Source organism: Rhodococcus sp. 008, assembly GCF_001682295.1.
Taxonomy (GTDB): Bacteria; Actinomycetota; Actinomycetes; order Mycobacteriales; family Mycobacteriaceae; genus Rhodococcus_F; species Rhodococcus_F qingshengii.
This window is the reverse complement of record NZ_CP012749.1, coordinates 309968-326949: the sequence shown is the minus strand read 5'-3', so window position 1 is coordinate 326949 and position 16982 is coordinate 309968. Positions and strand designations below refer to the sequence as shown.

Sequence of the window (16982 nt, the reverse complement as noted above, 5' to 3'; positions counted from 1 at the left end):
GCGGCGATGGACCCACGGATGCGGAACAACCTGGGTGGGTCCTCGAGCCCTTACCTGCGTCAGCACGCCGACAATCCGGTCCACTGGCAACAGTGGGGCGAAGAAGCGATGGAGTGGGCGCGCGAGCGCAACGTGCCGATTCTCCTCTCGATCGGATACTCGGCGTGCCACTGGTGCCACGTCATGGCGCACGAGTCGTTCGAGAACGACGAGATCGCGGCCGTCATGAACGCGAACTTCGTCTGTGTGAAGGTGGACCGAGAAGAACGTCCCGACATCGACGCCGTCTACATGAATGCGACGGTTGCGATGACCGGCCAGGGCGGCTGGCCCATGACCTGTTTCCTGACTCCCGACGGTTCACCGTTCTACTGCGGCACGTACTACCCGCCGACGCCTCGCGGCGGAATGCCTTCGTTCACACAGCTTCTCGAAGCGATAGTCGACACCTTCACGAATCGGCGCGACGAGGTCGACAACGCGGCGCAGTCGATCGTCACGGAACTTCAGCGCGCGTCGGGCGGGATTCCGTACGGGGGAGCACCCATCGACGCCGAGCTGCTGAACGCGGCGGGCCGGTCGATCCTCGGCGACGAGGACGTCCCGCGCGGGGGATTCGGTGGGGCACCGAAGTTTCCACCGTCGGCACTACTGGAGGGGCTGCTCCGACAGTACGAGCGAACGGGTTCGGGCGAGATCCTCGGCGGCATCGAGCGCACCGCCGAAGCAATGGCACGTGGCGGGATCTACGACCAGTTGGGTGGCGGTTTCTCGCGGTACTCGGTCGATGCCGAGTGGGTGGTTCCGCACTTCGAGAAGATGCTCTACGACAATGCGCTGCTCCTGCGGTTCTACGCGCACTGGGCGCGGCGCACCGGATCGGACCTCGCCACTCGCGTCACCGAGGAGACCGCAAGGTTCCTGCTCTCCGATCTGCTGACCGAGAACGGTTGCTTCGCTTCGGCTCTCGATGCCGACACCGACGGCGTCGAAGGCCTCACGTACGTATGGACGCCGACGCAGCTGGTCGAGATTCTCGGCGCGGAGGACGGGCAGTGGGCGTCGGAGTTGTTCCGGGTCACCGATACCGGAACCTTCGAAGAGGGTGCGTCGGTACTGCAGTTGCTCCGTGACCCCGACGACTGGTCGCGCTGGCAGACGGTCTCCGACGCTCTCCGTGCCGCCCGGGCTCAGCGTCCACAGCCTGGCCGCGACGACAAGGTGGTGACGGCCTGGAACGGGTTGACCGTCACGGCCTTGACGGAAGCCGGACTTGCCCTGGACCGACCCGACTGGATCACCGCGGCGGCCGAGTGCGCAGGCGCTCTTCTCGACCTTCACCTGGTGGACGGTCACTTGCGTCGCGCTTCCCTCGGCGGGGCTGTCGGCGCCCCGACGGGCGTGCTCGAGGATTACGCAATGTTGGCCACCGGCCTCCTGGCTCTATACCAGGCAACGGGATTGGCGCGGTGGCTCGATGCGGCACAGCAGTTGCTCGACGTCACTGTCGACCACTTCGCTGATCCGGCCGAGCCGGGAAGCTGGTTCGACACGGCCGATTTCGCGGAGTCGCTCGTGACTCGGCCCCGAGACCCGTTGGACGGCGCGACGCCGTCCGGTGCGTCGAGCGTCGCGGAGGCTCTGTTGACCGCAGCGGCGTTGACCGATGCCGAGCGCTCTTCTCGTTACGCCCAGGCCGCGGCGGACGCGCTGGCGAGGGCCACGCTGCCGCTCGAGCGTGCGCCTCGGTCGGCGGGGCACTGGCTCGCGGTGGCGGAAGCGTCGTTGCGTGGTCCGATACAGGTGGCCGTCGTCGGGGAAGGTTCGCTGTTGGCCGATGCCCGCCGGCTTGCCCCGGGTGGTGCAGTGGTTGTCGGCGGAGCGCCGGATTCTTCACCGCTGCTTGCAGATCGACCCCTCGTCGACGGAGGTGAAGCCGCGTACATCTGTCGGGGATTCGTGTGTGATCGGCCGGTGACGACGGTGGTGGAACTGGCGAGTCAGTTGAACACGACGAGCCATACCGCGATGTAGTGGCAGATCGCTGCGACGACCGTCGCGGCGTGGAAGAACTCGTGATGCCCGAACGTCGTGGGCCACGGGTTTGGCCATTTCGTCGCGTACAGAATTGCGCCGACGCTGTAGAAGATTCCGCCGACGAGCAGCAGCACCATCGGCGCCACACCGACCTGGTGCGTCAGTTCACCGACCACGGGAACGATCGCCCAACCGAGGAGCAGGTAGAGCGGGACTCCCACCCATTTCGGGGCGGTGGGCCAGAGCATCTTGAGTGCGACGCCGGCGAGCGCGCCTGCCCACACGATCGCGAGGATGATCTTGCCGGTGTGAGTCGGGAGGCCGAGCATGGCGAACGGTGTGTAGCTGCCGGCGATGAAGAGAAAGATCATCGAATGGTCCGCACGCTTCATCCACGTACGGCCCTTGACCGTCTGCCACTGGATGCGGTGATACGTCGCACTGATGCCGAAGAGGCCGCAGATCGTGACGCTGTAGATCGCGGTTGCCCAAGCCGCTTTGGCGCCGACCTGAGCGCCGGCTACGGAGACGAGAACGATGCCCGCGACGACGGAGACACCGAGCGCCCACAGATGGATCCAACCGCGCATGCGTGGTTTGACCGGAAGCTCGTCGAGCCCGAATGCCGTCATGTGCAACCCCTCTCGTTCCGTACTGTTGCGAACCGCGTAACCTACGGTACCGTAGGTTACGCATCAGTAGCATAACCTACCTGCGGGTTTTCGACGCGTACAAAAAGCGTGACGGCGCTCGCATGTGGCTGTCACTGCCGGGCGTAGTCTTTGACACCATGGTGATGTCACGGTGAATCTGCGCGGACTGCTGTACAGCATCTACGAGCGACGACTCCTCAGTCATCTCGACGGTCTCGCGCACCCACGGCACGTAGCCGTGATGTGTGACGGAAATCGGCGATGGGCTCGCGAGAACGGCTTCACCGATGTCAGTCACGGGCACCGCATGGGCGCGCTCAAAATTGCCGAATTGCTCGAGTGGTGCGACGCCGCCGGAATCGAGATGGCAACCATCTACCTGCTCTCGACCGAGAACCTGCGCCGCGAGCCGGAAGAGCTCGACACCCTCCTCGAAATCATCACCGACGTCGTCGAAGAGATCTCCGGGCCCGGCAAGAACTGGAGTGTGCAGATCGTCGGGGCTCTCGATCTTCTGCCTCCCGAGCAGTCCAGGCGCTTGCGGGAAGCGGCGGCGGGGACGAGCGGCCGAACCGGGACACATGTCAACGTCGCGATCGGATACGGCGGGCGTCAGGAGATCGCCGACGCCGTCCAATCGCTCCTGCGCGACAAGATCGGTGCGGGCCTGAGCGGAGACGAACTGATCCAGGCCGTCACGGTCGACGGCATCGACGGGCATCTGTACACGTCGGGACAGCCCGATCCGGATCTGGTGATCCGCACCTCCGGCGAGCAGCGGCTCTCCGGATTCCTGTTGTGGCAGAGCGCCTATTCGGAGATCTGGTTCACCGAGGCGTACTGGCCCGAGTTCCGTCGAGTCGACTTTCTTCGAGCCTTGCGCGATTACGCGGCGCGCCACCGCCGGTTCGGTGCCTGAGCCGTCTCAGAGCTTGCGCAGCCGCAGCCGGTTGATCGTGTGATCGGCGTCCTTGCGCAGCACCAGGGTTGCGCGGGGGCGGGTGGGGAGAATGTTCTCCACCAGGTTCGGGTGGTTGATCGAGTTCCAGATCTCCTTCGCCGCGATGGTCGCGTCACGGTCGGAGAGGCCGGAGTAGTGGTGAAAGTGGGCGTTCGGATCGGCGAACGACGTGTTGCGTAGCGCGAGGAACCGCTGGATGTACCAGGCTTCGATGTCCTCGATGCGGGCGTCGACGTAGATCGAGAAGTCGAACAGATCGGAGACCATCAGACGCGGGCCGGTCTGCAGGACGTTGAGGCCCTCGATGATGAGGATGTCGGGCTGGCGGATCAGGTGGTACTGGCCCGGGATGATGTCGTACGACGTATGCGAATAGACCGGCGCCGCTACCTCTTCCGCCCCGGACTTGACTTCGGTGACGAAGCGCAACAGCTTGCGGCGATCGTAGCTTTCGGGAAAACCCTTGCGGTGCATGATGCCCCGACGCTGGAGTTCCCTGGTCGGATAGAGGAATCCGTCCGTGGTGACGAGGTCGACGCGCGGATGGTGATCCCAGCGGGCCAGGAGAGCTTGCAGCACACGAGCAGTCGTGGATTTTCCGACCGCGACCGAACCGGCGACGCCGATGACGAAGGGCACCTGACGGTCGGGATGCTTCTCGCCGAGGAAGGTCGCGGTGGCCGCGAACAGTCGTTGGCGTGCCGCTACCTGTAGGTGGATCAGACGTGCGAGGGGGAGATAAACCTCGGCAACTTCTTCGAGATCGATCTGCTCGCCGAGACCACGCAAGCCGTACAACTCGTCCTCGGTCAACACCAGTGGCGTCGACTTACGCAGTGTCCGCCACTGCTTGCGGTCGAACTCGACGTAGGGACTCGATTCGTTGGTGCGCGCCATCAGCCCAGCTCACCGGCACGTAGTGAACCCGGGGCCCGGCGGACGAAACAGCTATGCGAGCAAGCCAGGCGCGTGTGCGCACGATCCGAGTGCATAGTCGGATTGTGCTCGGTGCCACGTCCGGGACTTTCGCCGGGTGGCATTCCGGAGCGAGCGACTAGGCTCGGTGGTTATGGATCCAGACACACTTGTTCGCCAATACCTGCTGCTCGGACTGGGTTTCGACCGTCTCGAAGACGGGTTCGTCGACGCGTTCACCGGTGACCCGGTGCTGCGTAAGCAGATCGAGAGCGCCCCGAAGCCCCATCCGCGTGAACTTGCCCGCACGGCACGTGAATTGCGGGGCGAGTTGGCCGGAAGTGGTCTGAATGCCGAACGCTCCCACTTCGTCGACGTACACCTTCGCGCCCTGGAATGCTCCGGGCGCAAGTTCGCGGGTGAGGACATCGGCTTCGTGGACGAGGTCGAGGCGTACTTCGACGTACGAATCGAAAAGGGAAACGAGGACGCCTACAGCGACGCTCACCGGTTGATGGGTGAAGTTCTGCCCGGTCCGGGACCGCTGGCGCAGCGGGTGCAGGCGCATCGCAAGGCCGACGAGATCCCCGCGGCGAAACTGAACGAATGCGTCGAGGCAATGTCGAGTGCGCTGCGCGATCTGGTCCGCGGCACGTTCGGGCTTCCCGCGTCGGAAACCGTCGAATACGAAGTGGTGGGGGACAAGCCGTGGTCCGGCTTCAACTACTACCTCGGTGACTACCGCTCCAAGGTTGCGATCAATTCGGATCTGCCGCAGTTCATGGCCAACCTGCCGCGGCTGATCGCGCACGAGTCCTACCCCGGCCATCACACCGAGCATTGCCGTAAGGAAGCCGGTCTGGTCGGTTCGGGCCAGCTCGAGCAGACACTGTTCCTGGTCAACACGCCGCAGTGCATCATGGCCGAAGGCCTCGCGGATTTGGCGCTGGAAGCGATTGTCGGCCCGGACTGGGGTTTGTGGGCGCAGGACATCTACGCCGACCTCGGCTTGTCTTTCGACGGGGAAAAGGCGCAACGGCTCTCCGCCGCGTCGGGGCAACTGCTGAGTGTCCGGCAGGATGCGGCGCTGATGTTGCACGACGAGGGGCGCAGCCTCGACGACGTGGCGCTGTTCCTCGAACGGTGGTCGCTGTCGACGCCGGAACGCGCTCGCCAATCGCTCAAGTTCCTGTCTTCGCCGCTGTGGCGGGCGTACACCAGCACGTATGTCGAGGGATACCGGCTGCTCGGGGGCTGGCTGGACGAGGTGCCGGTGGGCGCGGAGCGCACCGAACGCTTCCGCAGGCTGCTCGACGAGCCGCTGGTCCCCAGCTCTCTGCGTGCTGCCTAGTGCCGGGTGGAGACGGCGGGAGCGAACTTCGTAGACTGGACGCATTCGTTTCCGCATCCAGCTTGGAGATTCCTCGATGACCGCTGTGCCCGGCTCCGACGTCAACTCTGCATCACTCGCCGAACTCGACCCCGAAGTCGCCGAGGCGATGGCTGGTGAATTGGCTCGTCAGCGCGACACGCTCGAGATGATCGCGTCGGAGAACTTCGTTCCCCGCTCGGTTCTGCAGGCTCAGGGCAGCGTCCTGACCAACAAGTACGCCGAGGGCTACCCGGGACGTCGTTACTACGGCGGTTGCGAGCACGTCGACGTCATCGAGGATCTGGCGCGCAACCGTGCGAAGGAACTCTTCGGTGCAGAGTTCGCGAACGTTCAGCCGCACTCGGGCGCACAGGCCAACGCTGCTGTTCTGATGGCACTGATGAACCCGGGTGAGAAGCTGCTCGGCCTCGACCTTGCACACGGCGGTCACCTCACGCACGGCATGAAGCTCAACTTCTCCGGCAAGTTGTACGACGTCGCGTCCTACGGCGTCAGCAAGGAAGATCACCGCATCGACATGGACGAGGTGCGCTCGATCGCCCTCGCCGAGAAGCCGAAGGTCATCGTTGCCGGCTGGTCCGCGTACCCGCGTCAGCAGGACTTCGCGGCGTTCCGTGCGATCGCCGACGAGGTCGGGGCGTACCTGTGGGTGGACATGGCTCACTTCGCCGGACTGGTTGCGGCAGGCTTGCACCCGTCGCCCGTCCCGTACGCAGACGTCGTCTCCTCGACCGTCCACAAGACCCTCGGTGGTCCGCGTTCGGGCCTGATCCTGGCGAAGAAAGAGTGGGCCAAGAAGCTCAACTCTGCTGTCTTCCCCGGTCAGCAGGGTGGACCGCTCATGCACGCCATCGCGGCCAAGGCAGTCACCTTCAAGATCGCTGCCGGTGAAGAGTTCAAGGATCGTCAGGCACGCACCCTTTCCGGTGCGCGCATCCTTGCCGAGCGTCTGGGCAACAAGGACGTCGCAGACCAGGGCATCAGCGTCTTGACCGGCGGCACAGACGTCCACCTCGTGCTCGTGGACCTGCGTAACTCGCAGCTCGACGGCCAGCAGGGTGAGGACCTTCTGCACGAAATCGGCATCACGGTCAACCGCAACGCTGTTCCGTTCGATCCCCGCCCGCCGATGACCACCTCCGGTCTGCGTATCGGTACCGCAGCGTTGGCCACTCGCGGATTCGGCGATGCCGAGTTCACCGAGGTCGCCGACATCATCGGTACCGCTCTGGCCGGCAACGCGGATCTGCCGGCGCTGCGTGCGCGCGTCGCCAAGCTCGCTCTCGACCTTCCGCTGTACGACGGTCTCGAGAACTGGGGCCTGCTCAGCAAGAACGTCTAGGAATTCCTTCACCGACGGCCCGGTCCCTTTTTAGGGGCCGGGCCGCTGGTTTTTTGCCAGTCGCGGATTGTGGCATCGGTCACATGACCGATGGTGGCCGAGTTCGGTGCTTCCTAGCCTGAGAGCATCACCCCTCCGGCGAAGGAAACCCCATGACCGAACAGAATCTGCATTGGCTCTCCGCTACCGAGATGGCGGCGTCGGTCGCGTCGAACAGTCTCTCGCCCAACGAGATTGCCGAAGCGATGATCCAGCGCGTCGACGCCGTCAATCCGTCGATCAACGCGATAGTGCAGTTCGATCGCGAGCAGGTGACGCGCGATGCGGCCGAACTCTCACGGCAACAGGAAGCGGGCGAGAAGCTCGGCCCGCTGCACGGCGTTCCGTTCACGATCAAAGATCTGACGGCAGTCGACGGGCTGCCGACCACGTTCGGGATGAAGCCGATGGCCGACAACATCGCGACGGGAAATGCCGTCGTCGTGGACAGGCTGCGAGGCGCCGGCGGACTGTTCCTGGGAAAGACGAACACTCCCGAAAGTGGTTACTACGGTGGCACGGACAACCACCTGTACGGGCCGACGCACAACCCGTGGAAGCTCGGCAACAGCGCGGGCGGGTCCAGTGGCGGTGCGTCGGCTGCCGTGGCTGCAGGCCTCGGGCCACTCGCCGAGGGCAGTGACGGCGCGGGATCGGTGCGTATCCCGTCGGCGCTCTGCGGGGTCGTCGGGTTGAAGCCGACCACCGGCGTCATCCCGCAGACCATCCTGGCCGGGCGCTTCTACAACTGGGCGTATCACGGTCCGATCACCCGGACTGTTGCCGACAACGCGCTGATGCTCGACATCATGGCCGGGCCGGACAATGCGGACCCGCTCTCGATCGAGCGTGCCGAGACCTCGTACGTCGAAGCCTCGAAGGGTGACGTGAAGGGCCTTCGCGTGGCGTGGTCGACGAATCTCGGTCTCGGCCATGTTGATCCGGAGGTGCTGGCGGTGTGTCTCGACGCGTTGTCGGCATTCGAGGAATTGGGTGCCCGGATCACCGAGGCGACCCCGCAGTGGGGAAATCCGTCGGCGTCGATGTGGAACGGCATCTGGGTTCCCGGTTTCGCTTCCGAATACGACTTGCTCGACTGGGAGAACCAGCGCGGCGAGGTCGACGACAACCTGATCGAGATCATGCACGAGGCCGAGCGGCTCACCGGTGTCGACGTCGGGCGGGCCGACGCCTTCCGCGGCGTCATGTGGGACACGTGGACGACGTTCATGAACGACTACGACGTGTTGGTCTCGCCGACCCTGGCTTCGGCCACGTTCCCGCTCAGTCAGTTCGCGCCGTCGTGGCTCGAAGGTGCGTCGCTGCGTGAGCAGTTGCTCGATTGGCTCTTCACCTACCCGTACAACATGCTCAACAATCCGGCGATCACCGTGCCCGCTGGATTCACAGCCGACGGTCGACCGGTGGGGCTGCAGATCGCCGCACGTCACCGCCAGGACGCACTGGTCCTGCGGGCTGCCGCGAACTTCGAAGCGGCACGTCCGTGGGCGGGCAAGAAGCCGGCCGATTCACTGGTCGTGGCCTAGCTCACACGATTGGCTAGATTGGTGTGATGACGTCTGTACTGCCTGATCGCGGCGCTGGACCTGACATGTTCGCGCCGCGATCGCCGGCGGCCGGGGCGTACGGCATTCTCGGCCTGTGCGCCGAAGAACTCCGCGCACGTGGACTCGCGTACTCGGCTGCGGCGGTCACGTACCGAGACCCGTCGAGCGGAAGACATCGGGCTCTGGCGAGTTCCGGATACGACGCCAGGGTGCTCGAGTTCCTGCTCGAGGACTTCGTCGCCGATCGCAATCTCTTCGGCATCATTCGCGAGGCTTCGGGCGTGCCCGTGTTCTGGCAGGACGTGCCACGATTCGAGCAGGTCGAGATGGTCACCGATGTTCTGCGGCCGTCCGGGTACGCCGAGGGTGCGTCGGTCGCATTGGGGTTCTCCGGCCGTGAGGTGACCGGATTGCTGCACATGAGCTTCGCGGATTCCGGCGTCGTCGATCGCGTACGGGAGGTGGTGGCGGCGTCCAGCGCAGCCTGCTCGCGCGTCGTGGGGGACCAGGTGGCGCTCGATCGTGTCCATCTGAGCCCACGGGAGATCCAAGTACTGCAATTGGTGGCCAGGGGCGCGGGCAATGTCGAGATCGCCGAGGAGTTGTTCGTCAGCCGTCGCACCGTCGCCACCCACCTCGAGAACATCTTCGTCAAGACCGGAACCAATTCGCGGGTTCAGGCAGCGGTGCGCGCCGCGAAGTGGGGTCTGATCGAGTCCTGAGTGACGCTGAATCACACGAGTGGCATTTTGTTACCTGGCGTTCACCAGATGTGCGGCTCGTTCCGTGGCGCGAGTGTCCGATCCGCAGTACCGTCGGCAGTAACGAGTAACCAGAAGTTACTTGTGCGGGAGGTTCTGATCGTGACTGAAACACTCAGTACGAGAGGGCCGGCGCCCGGCCCTTGTTTCAGCTGACACAGCGTCACCTGACACCAGAGCCGTCCGGCCCAGCGAGCTGAGTTTGCGCGGGTGCCGCGCAGACCTAGGAGCCCAACGTGACTGCATCACGCTCCGTCTCTGCCCACTCGGCCCGGGCTGATCTATCAGCCGGGAATCATTCGGGAGATGCACTTCGCACGTACGTCTTGGATACCTCGGTACTACTGTCCGATCCATGGGCTGTCACTCGATTCGCCGAACACCACGTGGTACTGCCACTCGTCGTGATCAGCGAACTCGAAGGCAAGCGACACCACCACGAACTGGGATGGTTCGCCCGAGAATCGCTCCGCATGCTCGACGATCTCCGGATCGAATACAGCCGCCTCGACCGTCCGGTACCGATCGGCACCGAGAACGGGACACTGCAGGTCGAACTCAATCACACCGACCCTGCGGTCTTACCCGTCGGATTCCGCACGGACAGTAACGATTCGAGGATTCTGGCGTGCGCGCTGAACCTTGCGGCGGAGGGTAAGGACGTAGTCCTCGTCAGTAAGGACATTCCGCTTCGTGTGAAGGCAGGCGCGGTGGGACTACCTGCCGACGAGTACCACGCTCACGACGTCGTGCCATCCGGATGGACGGGCATGACTGAGCTGGACGTCGCCTCGACGGACATCGACGAGCTGTTCAACGAGGGTTACCTGGACCTCGACGAAGCGCGAGATCTGCCGTGTCACACGGGTCTTCGCCTGCTCGGTGGTTCGTCGAGCGCCCTCGGTCGGGTGACTCCCGACAAGCGTATCCAGTTGGTGCGCGGTGAGCGCGAGGCGTTCGGGTTGCACGGCCGCTCCGCCGAGCAGCGCATTGCGCTCGATCTCCTCATGGACGAGAGCATCGGTATCATCTCTCTCGGTGGTAAGGCGGGCACCGGTAAGTCGGCCTTGGCTCTGACGGCAGGTTTGGAAGCCGTTCTCGAGCGCCGCACTCAGCGCAAGGTTGTCGTCTTCCGTCCGTTGTATGCCGTTGGCGGACAAGAACTCGGCTACCTTCCCGGTAGTGAGAGCGAGAAGATGGGCCCGTGGGCTCAGGCCGTTTTCGACACTCTCGACGGGTTGGCCTCGCCAGAGGTTCTCGAGGAGGTTCTCGCCCGCGGAATGCTGGAAGTGTTGCCGCTGACGCACATTCGCGGTCGGTCGCTGCACGATTCGTTCGTGATCGTCGACGAAGCGCAGTCGCTCGAACGAAATGTTCTGCTGACAGTGCTTTCTCGTCTGGGAACCGGCTCGCGAGTGGTCCTCACGCACGATGTCGCGCAGCGTGACAACCTGCGAGTGGGCAGGCACGACGGAGTTGCGGCCGTCATCGAAAAGCTCAAGGGGCACCCGCTTTTTGCGCACATCACACTCACGCGCAGTGAGCGTTCGCCGATCGCCGAGTTGGTGACCGACATGCTCGAGGAGTTCGGCCCCACTTCCTGAGAAGTGATCTCCCCGTGCGGACTTCGGTCTGCACGGGGAGATGCCTGGGTTTGAAGTTGTTCAGTTTTGCAGCGGTCCCAGTTCGTTGTCGAGAACTTCCTGCACGACACGCATCGCCGCCAGTCCGGCCGGCGCGCCGCAATACGCGCTCGCGTGGATCACGGTTTCGACGATCTCGGTGCGCGTCAATCCGTTTCGCAATGCCCCACGTACGTGGCCTTTGAGTTCGTTCTCGGCGCGCAGCGCGATCAGCATCCCCAGATTGATCAGACTGCGACTGCGGCGATCGAGTCCGGGACGCGTCCATACCGAACCCCAGACGTTGGCCGTCACGAAGTTCTGCAGTTCTTCGCTGTCCGTTCCCCGGGTGCGCTCGAAGGCGGCGTCGACGAAATCGGCCCCCATGACTTCGGTGCGCACAGCCAATCCGGCGTCGAAGGAGTCAGGCGTGGTGTTTTCGGACATGGCAGGTTCGCTCGCTTTCGGCAGGTGATTTCAGGCCGGAGCAAGCCTACTTCGTGTCCCGGTCCCGACGACTGCGCGGCCGACCGCGGTCACCACGCCCCACGCGACGTCTCGCAGACTGAAGTAGTCCCGCCAGACGCAGACCTTGCCGTCGCGCAGTTCGAAAGTTCCGCATACCCAGAACTCGATGCGCAACGGTCCGACGGTGAGGATGTCGGTGCGTTCGGTGAGCACCGTGGACTCGTCGCCGACGATGTGGTGCATCTCCGCCTCGAATTTCAGTGAAGGCTTCGTGACCAGACGAAGCGCTCGCACGACGGTCTTCTTGCCTCGCAGGGTGGGGAGCGAGACGTTCTGCCAGACGATGTCGTCTGTCATCAATTCGGCTGCGGCGTCCACGTCGAAATCGGTGAGGGCCGCGAACATTGCGTTCACCGTGGCTGTCGAACTACTCATGGGGTGTCCTTGGCTGATTATTCGGCCGGTGTTGCCCGGATGAAGGTACCGAGATGATCGTGATCGAAGTACTCCAAGGTTAGCGAGTTTCCGTCGAAGGTGGCCTTCGAGACCGTCCCGGCCGGTGCGTTCTCGCCGCTGAGCGGGAACGTGAAGGTGTTTCCGTCCCAGTGGGTCAGAGGGTACGTCGCGGCCGCGGGACCCATGGTCAAGGTCAGCGCACCGTTCTGCTGCGTCACGAGCGCGGGACCCCAGTACGGATTGCCGTAGTCGCCGGTCAATTGGTCTGTCGGTGGCGCGGGAGCGGGGGAGGCCGGCGGCGTCTTCCCGGCAAGTTCGCCCTCAGGGTCGGCTTGTGAGGCAAAGGACGCTTCGTACAGCGGGCGCCACTCGCGGGTGATCTTCCCGAACTGCACCAGATCGGCGAATTCGGCGGTCAAGGTCTCTGCGACGCCGGTGGGCGTGCCGTTGGTCAGAACGACTATGCCGACGTCAGCGGAGGGAATCGTGACGAAATTGGTCCCGGCACCGAGCAGGAAGGCGCCGGAGTGGCTGGCGGTCACACGGCCTGCCGCGCTGTCGGAAACGTTGAACCCGTAGCCGTAGAAGCCGGAACGTTCCCCGATTTCCTGCGCATGGCGCGAGACGATTTCCGGGTTGACTGCTGGCACGAGCGCCTCCGTCTGAACGACCTGCTGCCCCTGATACCGGCCGCCCGACAGCACCATGTCCAACCACTTGGCCATGTCGTTCACCGAGGAGCTGACTCCACCGGCGGGGGATTGGGCGTCGGCGTCCCGAACCGGCCCTACCTTGTACTTTCCGTCTTCGAGGATGTGGCCGACTGTTCGATTTTCTCGGGCTTGGTAATCGGCGAACCGCGAAGACGTCGAAGTCATACCGAGCGGACCGTAGATCGTGTTCTGCGACAGCGTTTCCCAATCGGTGCCCGCCGCGGCTGCAACGGCCTCCGCACCGGCAGTGACGCCGAAGTTCGTGTACTCGTATGTGATTCGGAATGGATTGAGCGGTAGTTGGCGAAGTTTTTCGAGCACCTGGGCCCGGTTGTAGCCCAGGTCCTCCAGCCCGTCGCCGGCGTGGTCCGGTAACCCCGACCGATGCGTGTAGAGATCGGAGATCGTGAGGTGGTCGGTCACCCACGGATCGGCAAGCGCAAACCCCGGCAGTTTCGAGATCACCGGAGTGTCCCAGTCGACGGTCCCGATTCCGACTTCGTGGGCGACCACCGTGGCCCCGACCGATTTCGACACCGATGCCAGTTGGAACACGGTGTCGGCATCGACGGTGGCGCTCTTACCCAACTCGCGAACCCCGAATCCCTTCGCGTACACAGTCTTACCTCCGTGCACCACGGCCACCGCCATACCGGGAACACCGGAACTTGCCATGAGGTCGTTCGCGAGGCCGTCGAGCTTCCCGACCGCGTCGTCGATTTGCCCGTCCGGGATCGGCACCCCGGCGTCGAGACCCGGGCTGGCGTCGCTGACGACCGGCCCGGGCGCCGAGGTGGTGTCTGAATCGGACGAGCATCCGGCGAGCAGGGCGACCGTCAGTACTACCGGAACCGCCGCTGCCGACAGTCGCGAGCTGTTTCTACTGGTGATGGACACGAGATTCTCCCTAGCAGGGTTGTCGTCGGTACCACTCGGTCAACCCAGTATCGGGGAACGGCGGGCTGATATTGGGACAAATCGGGAAACCTTGTAGCTACTTCGGGGTCTTGGTTGTCAGACTGCCGAGAATGGAGCCTTCCGTGACCGGCTTCCAAGGGAGCAACAACGCGACCATCAGAGCGGTGATCAATGCTGCTCCGACCGTGAAGTACGACGCGATGGCGAAACCTTCCAGGCATGCGGTCTTCATCGTGTAGATCAGACTGTCCTTCTGCTGCTCGAAGAGCGGACTGATGTCGCGGGAGCGGATCTCGATGACGCTGAGCACGGACTCACGAGCGAAGCCTTTCTCCTGCGCCGACATCACGGCGTCGGGAATGGCGTCGACGATCGGAGCCACCTTGGACGTGTAGTACGAGGCGACGATCGAACCGATGACGGCGACACCCAGGGTCCCGCCGAGCTCACGCGTCGTGTCGTTGACTGCCGAACCTGCGCCCGCTTCGTCGAGGGGCACCGAGGACATGATGGAGTCGGTCGCCGGTCCCTGGACAATTGCGAGGCCCAGACCCATGAGGACCATCGAGATCACGACGGGTCCGAGGTAGGGCGTCTCGACGGTCGTCCGACCCGCCAGGAACATCCCGCCGCTGAGTACCAGGAGGCCGAACACCATCACTGCAGTCGTGCCGAGTTTCTGTGCCGCCAAGGTGGCGACTGGGGCGCCCACGGCGACAGCTGCAGCGAAAGGCAAAGAGTGGATGCCGAATTCGAGCGGCGAGTACTCCCGAACGCCCTGGAAGTACTGCGTGATCAGGAACAAGAATCCGAACATGCTGAAGTAGCTGACAGCAATAGCCAAGGCGGGGAAAGAAAACCGCCGGATTCGGAAGAGATTCATGTTCAGGATCGGCGCGTCGGTGCGCAGTTCCCATGCGACGAATGCGGCCAAAAACACTGTCGCAGAGAGGTATCCCGTGATGCTGAATGTCGACACCCATCCGCGATGTGGTGCGTCGATGATGGTCCACACCAGAATGACGATGCCCAGTAGCGACAAGATTGTTCCGACGAAATCGAATCGGCCGACGTGGAGCGCCTTCGATTCCGGAACAACCAGCAGCACACCCACGATGACCAACAATGCTGCCGGAACGTTCATCCAGAACACCGAGTGCCAGGAGAAGTGCTCGAGAAGCCAGCCGCCCGCAGTCGGGCCGATGGCAATCGCGAAGCCGGCCATTGCGGTCCAGGCCGCGATGGCGATGGCTCGTTCTCTGGCGTCGGTGAAGATGTTGGTGATCATGGCCAACGTAGCCGGAAAGACAGCTGCGGCAAAGACACCCATGGCGGCTCGCGCCATGATCACCTGTTCGAGGTTGGAAGCCAAGGCGCCGACGAGCGACATCGCACCGACGCCGATCAAGCCGATGATCATCACTCGGCGGCGTCCGAAGCGGTCACCCAGGTGGCCGAAAGTGAGTAGGAACCCGGCGAAGGTCAACGTGTACGCGTCGACGATCCACTGCAGGTCGCTGACGCTGGCGAACAAGTCGACGCTCATCGTCGGCAGTGCGACGTTGACCACTGTGTTGTCCAGCACGACAAGGAGTTCGGCGAGGCAGATGAAGATCAGCGCAGTGAATCGACGGGACTTGGTCATCATGGGCGCCGAGGGCGCCGGTGCAAGTGTGTGAGACATGTTTGTACGCCATCTCTGCTCCTGCGCGGACGGCAGCAGCGGTTGGAAGAAAGAGGGTTGGTCAGCTCGGGGCCGAGACCAGAGCCTTGAGGTGAGCGCCGATGCGATCGAGAGGCGCCGTGGTGTGCTGAGCTTTTGCCATCAGCGTCGCGCCTTCGATTGACGCGATCACGACGGTTGCCCACTGTGCTGCAGTCTCGGACGGCTGTCCCTGCTGCCAGAAGAACGATGTGAGAAGCGATTCCCACGAGGTGAAGGATTCGCCCGCAGCAGTTAATGCCGCCGGCGTCGACGCGCCCTCCACTGCCGCGGCTGCGACCGGACAGGAGGAGGTGAAATCGCTCTCTACCAAGCTGTTTCGAAATATCGTGACAACCGCGTCGATGATCTCCGGTGGGGAAGACTGAGCGATCATCGAACTGATCGCGGCACTGACGCCCCGGCCGAAGTAGGCAACTGCTTCGCCGGCCAGCTGTCCTTTGCCCTCGGGAAAGTAGTGGTACACCGACCCGCGGGGAGCTCCCGAGCGTTCGACGATCTCGGTGAGCGAGGTCGTCGCGATCCCGTGTTCACGGAAGGCATTGATGGCGCCGACCAGCATCAGAGTGCGGGAATCGGAGTCGGCCATCCCGCCATCGTATGCAATCGCAGTGCTGTTCGAATCATCTGGTGCCGCTGATTCTCTTGGTACTCCCCACTTGCGACGCGCTGCGGCGATCGGACAACGCGTCTGCGGGCCGGTCATGGCAACAAGGCGTCTCGAGGTGTGTTCATCACTGCCTCCCAGTATGTCGATCGGTATAGGAACGAATCTGAGACTAGATGTAACCGACAGACACAGTCAAGTGTTGTGTGCAGGTGGTGGGTATCGACGGAGATTCTTGGTGGCAAAACTCCCCGAACAGTGGTTATATCGTGCGGTATAGAGCTGTTGCTTCGAGCACCAGCTTCGGAGGAGAGGAAACGACATGCCGGTACCGACGTCAGTTGCACGAAAACGAAGAATCGAAGTCGCAGTCGGGAAGTATTTCGCCAATCCGCTGGTCACCGGATTGAATCGGATCGGTTTGATGCCGTCGTTGATGACCGAGATCGAGACGGTTGGACGCCGAACCGGTCTGACCCGCCGAGTGCCCGTTGCGATCACCTACGACGGTGACGAGGCGTGGGTCATTGCGCAGCATGGCACCGGCACGGGGTGGGGTGCCAATATCTCTGCGACGCCGAAGGTTCGGATCCGTCGCCGCGGCGAGTGGGTGGACGGACAGGCCCAGATCATGCCGGACGACGACGTGCCGGCGCGGGTGAAGACATTTGCGTCGGGGAAGATCAGATCGGCGCTGACGGCCTCTGCCTTTCGTGGATTGCAGACCGACCCGGTCAGTGTTCGCATCAAACTCGCACTCGATTCGTCAACCGATTGAATCAACGGGAGTTGAAATGGCCGGTGCG

General features: G+C 63.5%; 15 protein-coding genes. 8 read left to right on the top strand and 7 right to left on the bottom strand.

Annotated elements, in window-relative coordinates:
• Positions 1-6 precede the first annotated feature (6 nt).
• Positions 7-2034: a thioredoxin domain-containing protein gene (locus AOT96_RS01445; RefSeq protein WP_065351211.1), complete on the top strand. Its 2028-nt coding sequence runs from the start codon at positions 7-9 to the stop codon at positions 2032-2034.
• Here the strand turns inward: AOT96_RS01445 and trhA are convergent.
• Entirely contained in the window at positions 2001-2669 is a 669-nt protein-coding gene (gene trhA, locus AOT96_RS01440) for a PAQR family membrane homeostasis protein TrhA (protein WP_003945269.1), read from the bottom strand. The two genes, AOT96_RS01445 and trhA, sit on opposite strands and share 34 nt — an antisense overlap.
• Positions 2670-2841: 172 nt before the next feature.
• Here trhA and AOT96_RS01435 point away from each other — a divergent pair, with 172 nt between their 5' ends.
• Positions 2842-3609: an isoprenyl transferase gene (locus AOT96_RS01435; RefSeq protein WP_003945211.1), complete on the top strand. Its 768-nt coding sequence runs from the start codon at positions 2842-2844 to the stop codon at positions 3607-3609.
• Positions 3610-3615: 6 nt separating this feature from the next.
• On the opposite strand, the gene coaA is transcribed toward AOT96_RS01435, so the two are convergent.
• Positions 3616-4548 (bottom strand): type I pantothenate kinase, encoded by a 933-nt coding sequence (gene coaA, locus AOT96_RS01430; protein ID WP_003945270.1) that lies wholly within the window; start codon positions 4546-4548, stop codon positions 3616-3618.
• Positions 4549-4720: 172 nt separating this feature from the next.
• Between coaA and AOT96_RS01425 the strand changes: the two genes are divergently transcribed.
• The 5 genes from AOT96_RS01425 (at position 4721) to AOT96_RS01405 (ending at position 11273) form a co-directional block, all read left to right on the top strand.
• Complete coding sequence (locus tag AOT96_RS01425; protein ID WP_065351210.1) at positions 4721-5917, top strand: DUF885 domain-containing protein; 1197 nt, start codon at positions 4721-4723, stop codon at positions 5915-5917.
• Positions 5918-5993: 76 nt separating this feature from the next.
• Positions 5994-7301, top strand: coding sequence for a serine hydroxymethyltransferase (gene glyA / locus AOT96_RS01420; protein ID WP_003945195.1), 1308 nt, complete (start codon positions 5994-5996; stop codon positions 7299-7301).
• A 152-nt stretch (positions 7302-7453) separates the two neighbouring features.
• Positions 7454-8887 (top strand): amidase, encoded by a 1434-nt coding sequence (locus tag AOT96_RS01415; protein ID WP_065351209.1) that lies wholly within the window; start codon positions 7454-7456, stop codon positions 8885-8887.
• A 26-nt stretch (positions 8888-8913) separates the two neighbouring features.
• A complete protein-coding gene (locus AOT96_RS01410) occupies positions 8914-9630 on the top strand; it encodes a helix-turn-helix transcriptional regulator (RefSeq protein ID WP_030536254.1) in 717 nt (238 codons plus the stop codon).
• 275 nt (positions 9631-9905) lie between these two features.
• Entirely contained in the window at positions 9906-11273 is a 1368-nt protein-coding gene (locus AOT96_RS01405) for a PhoH family protein (RefSeq protein ID WP_058037245.1), read from the top strand.
• 60 nt (positions 11274-11333) lie between these two features.
• On the opposite strand, the gene AOT96_RS01400 is transcribed toward AOT96_RS01405, so the two are convergent.
• From AOT96_RS01400 to AOT96_RS01380, 5 genes are all read right to left on the bottom strand, one after another.
• Positions 11334-11738, bottom strand: a complete 405-nt coding sequence (locus AOT96_RS01400) for a carboxymuconolactone decarboxylase family protein (protein WP_003945227.1) — start codon at positions 11736-11738, stop codon at positions 11334-11336.
• Between the two features lie 30 nt (positions 11739-11768).
• The gene (locus AOT96_RS01395; RefSeq protein ID WP_007726363.1) at positions 11769-12194 is read right to left on the bottom strand and encodes a limonene-1,2-epoxide hydrolase family protein; all 426 of its coding nucleotides are present in this window, start codon (positions 12192-12194) and stop codon (positions 11769-11771) included.
• A gap of 17 nt (positions 12195-12211) precedes the next feature.
• Positions 12212-13825 carry a serine hydrolase gene (locus AOT96_RS01390; RefSeq protein WP_064689298.1) on the bottom strand — a complete coding sequence of 538 codons (1614 nt, stop codon included), beginning with the start codon at positions 13823-13825 and terminating at the stop codon, positions 12212-12214.
• A gap of 97 nt (positions 13826-13922) precedes the next feature.
• A complete protein-coding gene (locus tag AOT96_RS01385; protein ID WP_065351208.1) occupies positions 13923-15494 on the bottom strand; it encodes an MFS transporter in 1572 nt (523 codons plus the stop codon).
• Between the two features lie 97 nt (positions 15495-15591).
• On the bottom strand, positions 15592-16158 hold the full coding sequence (locus tag AOT96_RS01380; protein WP_003945239.1) for a TetR/AcrR family transcriptional regulator: 567 nt from the start codon (positions 16156-16158) through the stop codon (positions 15592-15594).
• 340 nt (positions 16159-16498) lie between these two features.
• On the opposite strand from AOT96_RS01380, the gene AOT96_RS01375 reads away from it, so the two are divergent.
• The gene (locus AOT96_RS01375; protein ID WP_042920867.1) at positions 16499-16954 is read left to right on the top strand and encodes a nitroreductase family deazaflavin-dependent oxidoreductase; all 456 of its coding nucleotides are present in this window, start codon (positions 16499-16501) and stop codon (positions 16952-16954) included.
• The last annotated feature ends 28 nt before the right edge of the window (positions 16955-16982 follow it).

Coding starts and splice junctions, on each gene's coding strand:
- AOT96_RS01385 (WP_065351208.1), bottom strand. CDS start 15,494: ATGATGACCAAGTCCCGTCGATTCACTGCGCTGATCTTCATCTGCCTC.
- glyA (WP_003945195.1), top strand. CDS start 5,994: ATGACCGCTGTGCCCGGCTCCGACGTCAACTCTGCATCACTCGCCGAA.
- AOT96_RS01375 (WP_042920867.1), top strand. CDS start 16,499: ATGCCGGTACCGACGTCAGTTGCACGAAAACGAAGAATCGAAGTCGCA.
- AOT96_RS01395 (WP_007726363.1), bottom strand. CDS start 12,194: ATGAGTAGTTCGACAGCCACGGTGAACGCAATGTTCGCGGCCCTCACC.
- AOT96_RS01445 (WP_065351211.1), top strand. CDS start 7: ATGGACCCACGGATGCGGAACAACCTGGGTGGGTCCTCGAGCCCTTAC.
- AOT96_RS01425 (WP_065351210.1), top strand. CDS start 4,721: ATGGATCCAGACACACTTGTTCGCCAATACCTGCTGCTCGGACTGGGT.
- coaA (WP_003945270.1), bottom strand. CDS start 4,548: ATGGCGCGCACCAACGAATCGAGTCCCTACGTCGAGTTCGACCGCAAG.
- trhA (WP_003945269.1), bottom strand. CDS start 2,669: ATGACGGCATTCGGGCTCGACGAGCTTCCGGTCAAACCACGCATGCGC.
- AOT96_RS01415 (WP_065351209.1), top strand. CDS start 7,454: ATGACCGAACAGAATCTGCATTGGCTCTCCGCTACCGAGATGGCGGCG.
- AOT96_RS01410 (WP_030536254.1), top strand. CDS start 8,914: ATGACGTCTGTACTGCCTGATCGCGGCGCTGGACCTGACATGTTCGCG.
- AOT96_RS01400 (WP_003945227.1), bottom strand. CDS start 11,738: ATGTCCGAAAACACCACGCCTGACTCCTTCGACGCCGGATTGGCTGTG.
- AOT96_RS01380 (WP_003945239.1), bottom strand. CDS start 16,158: ATGGCCGACTCCGATTCCCGCACTCTGATGCTGGTCGGCGCCATCAAT.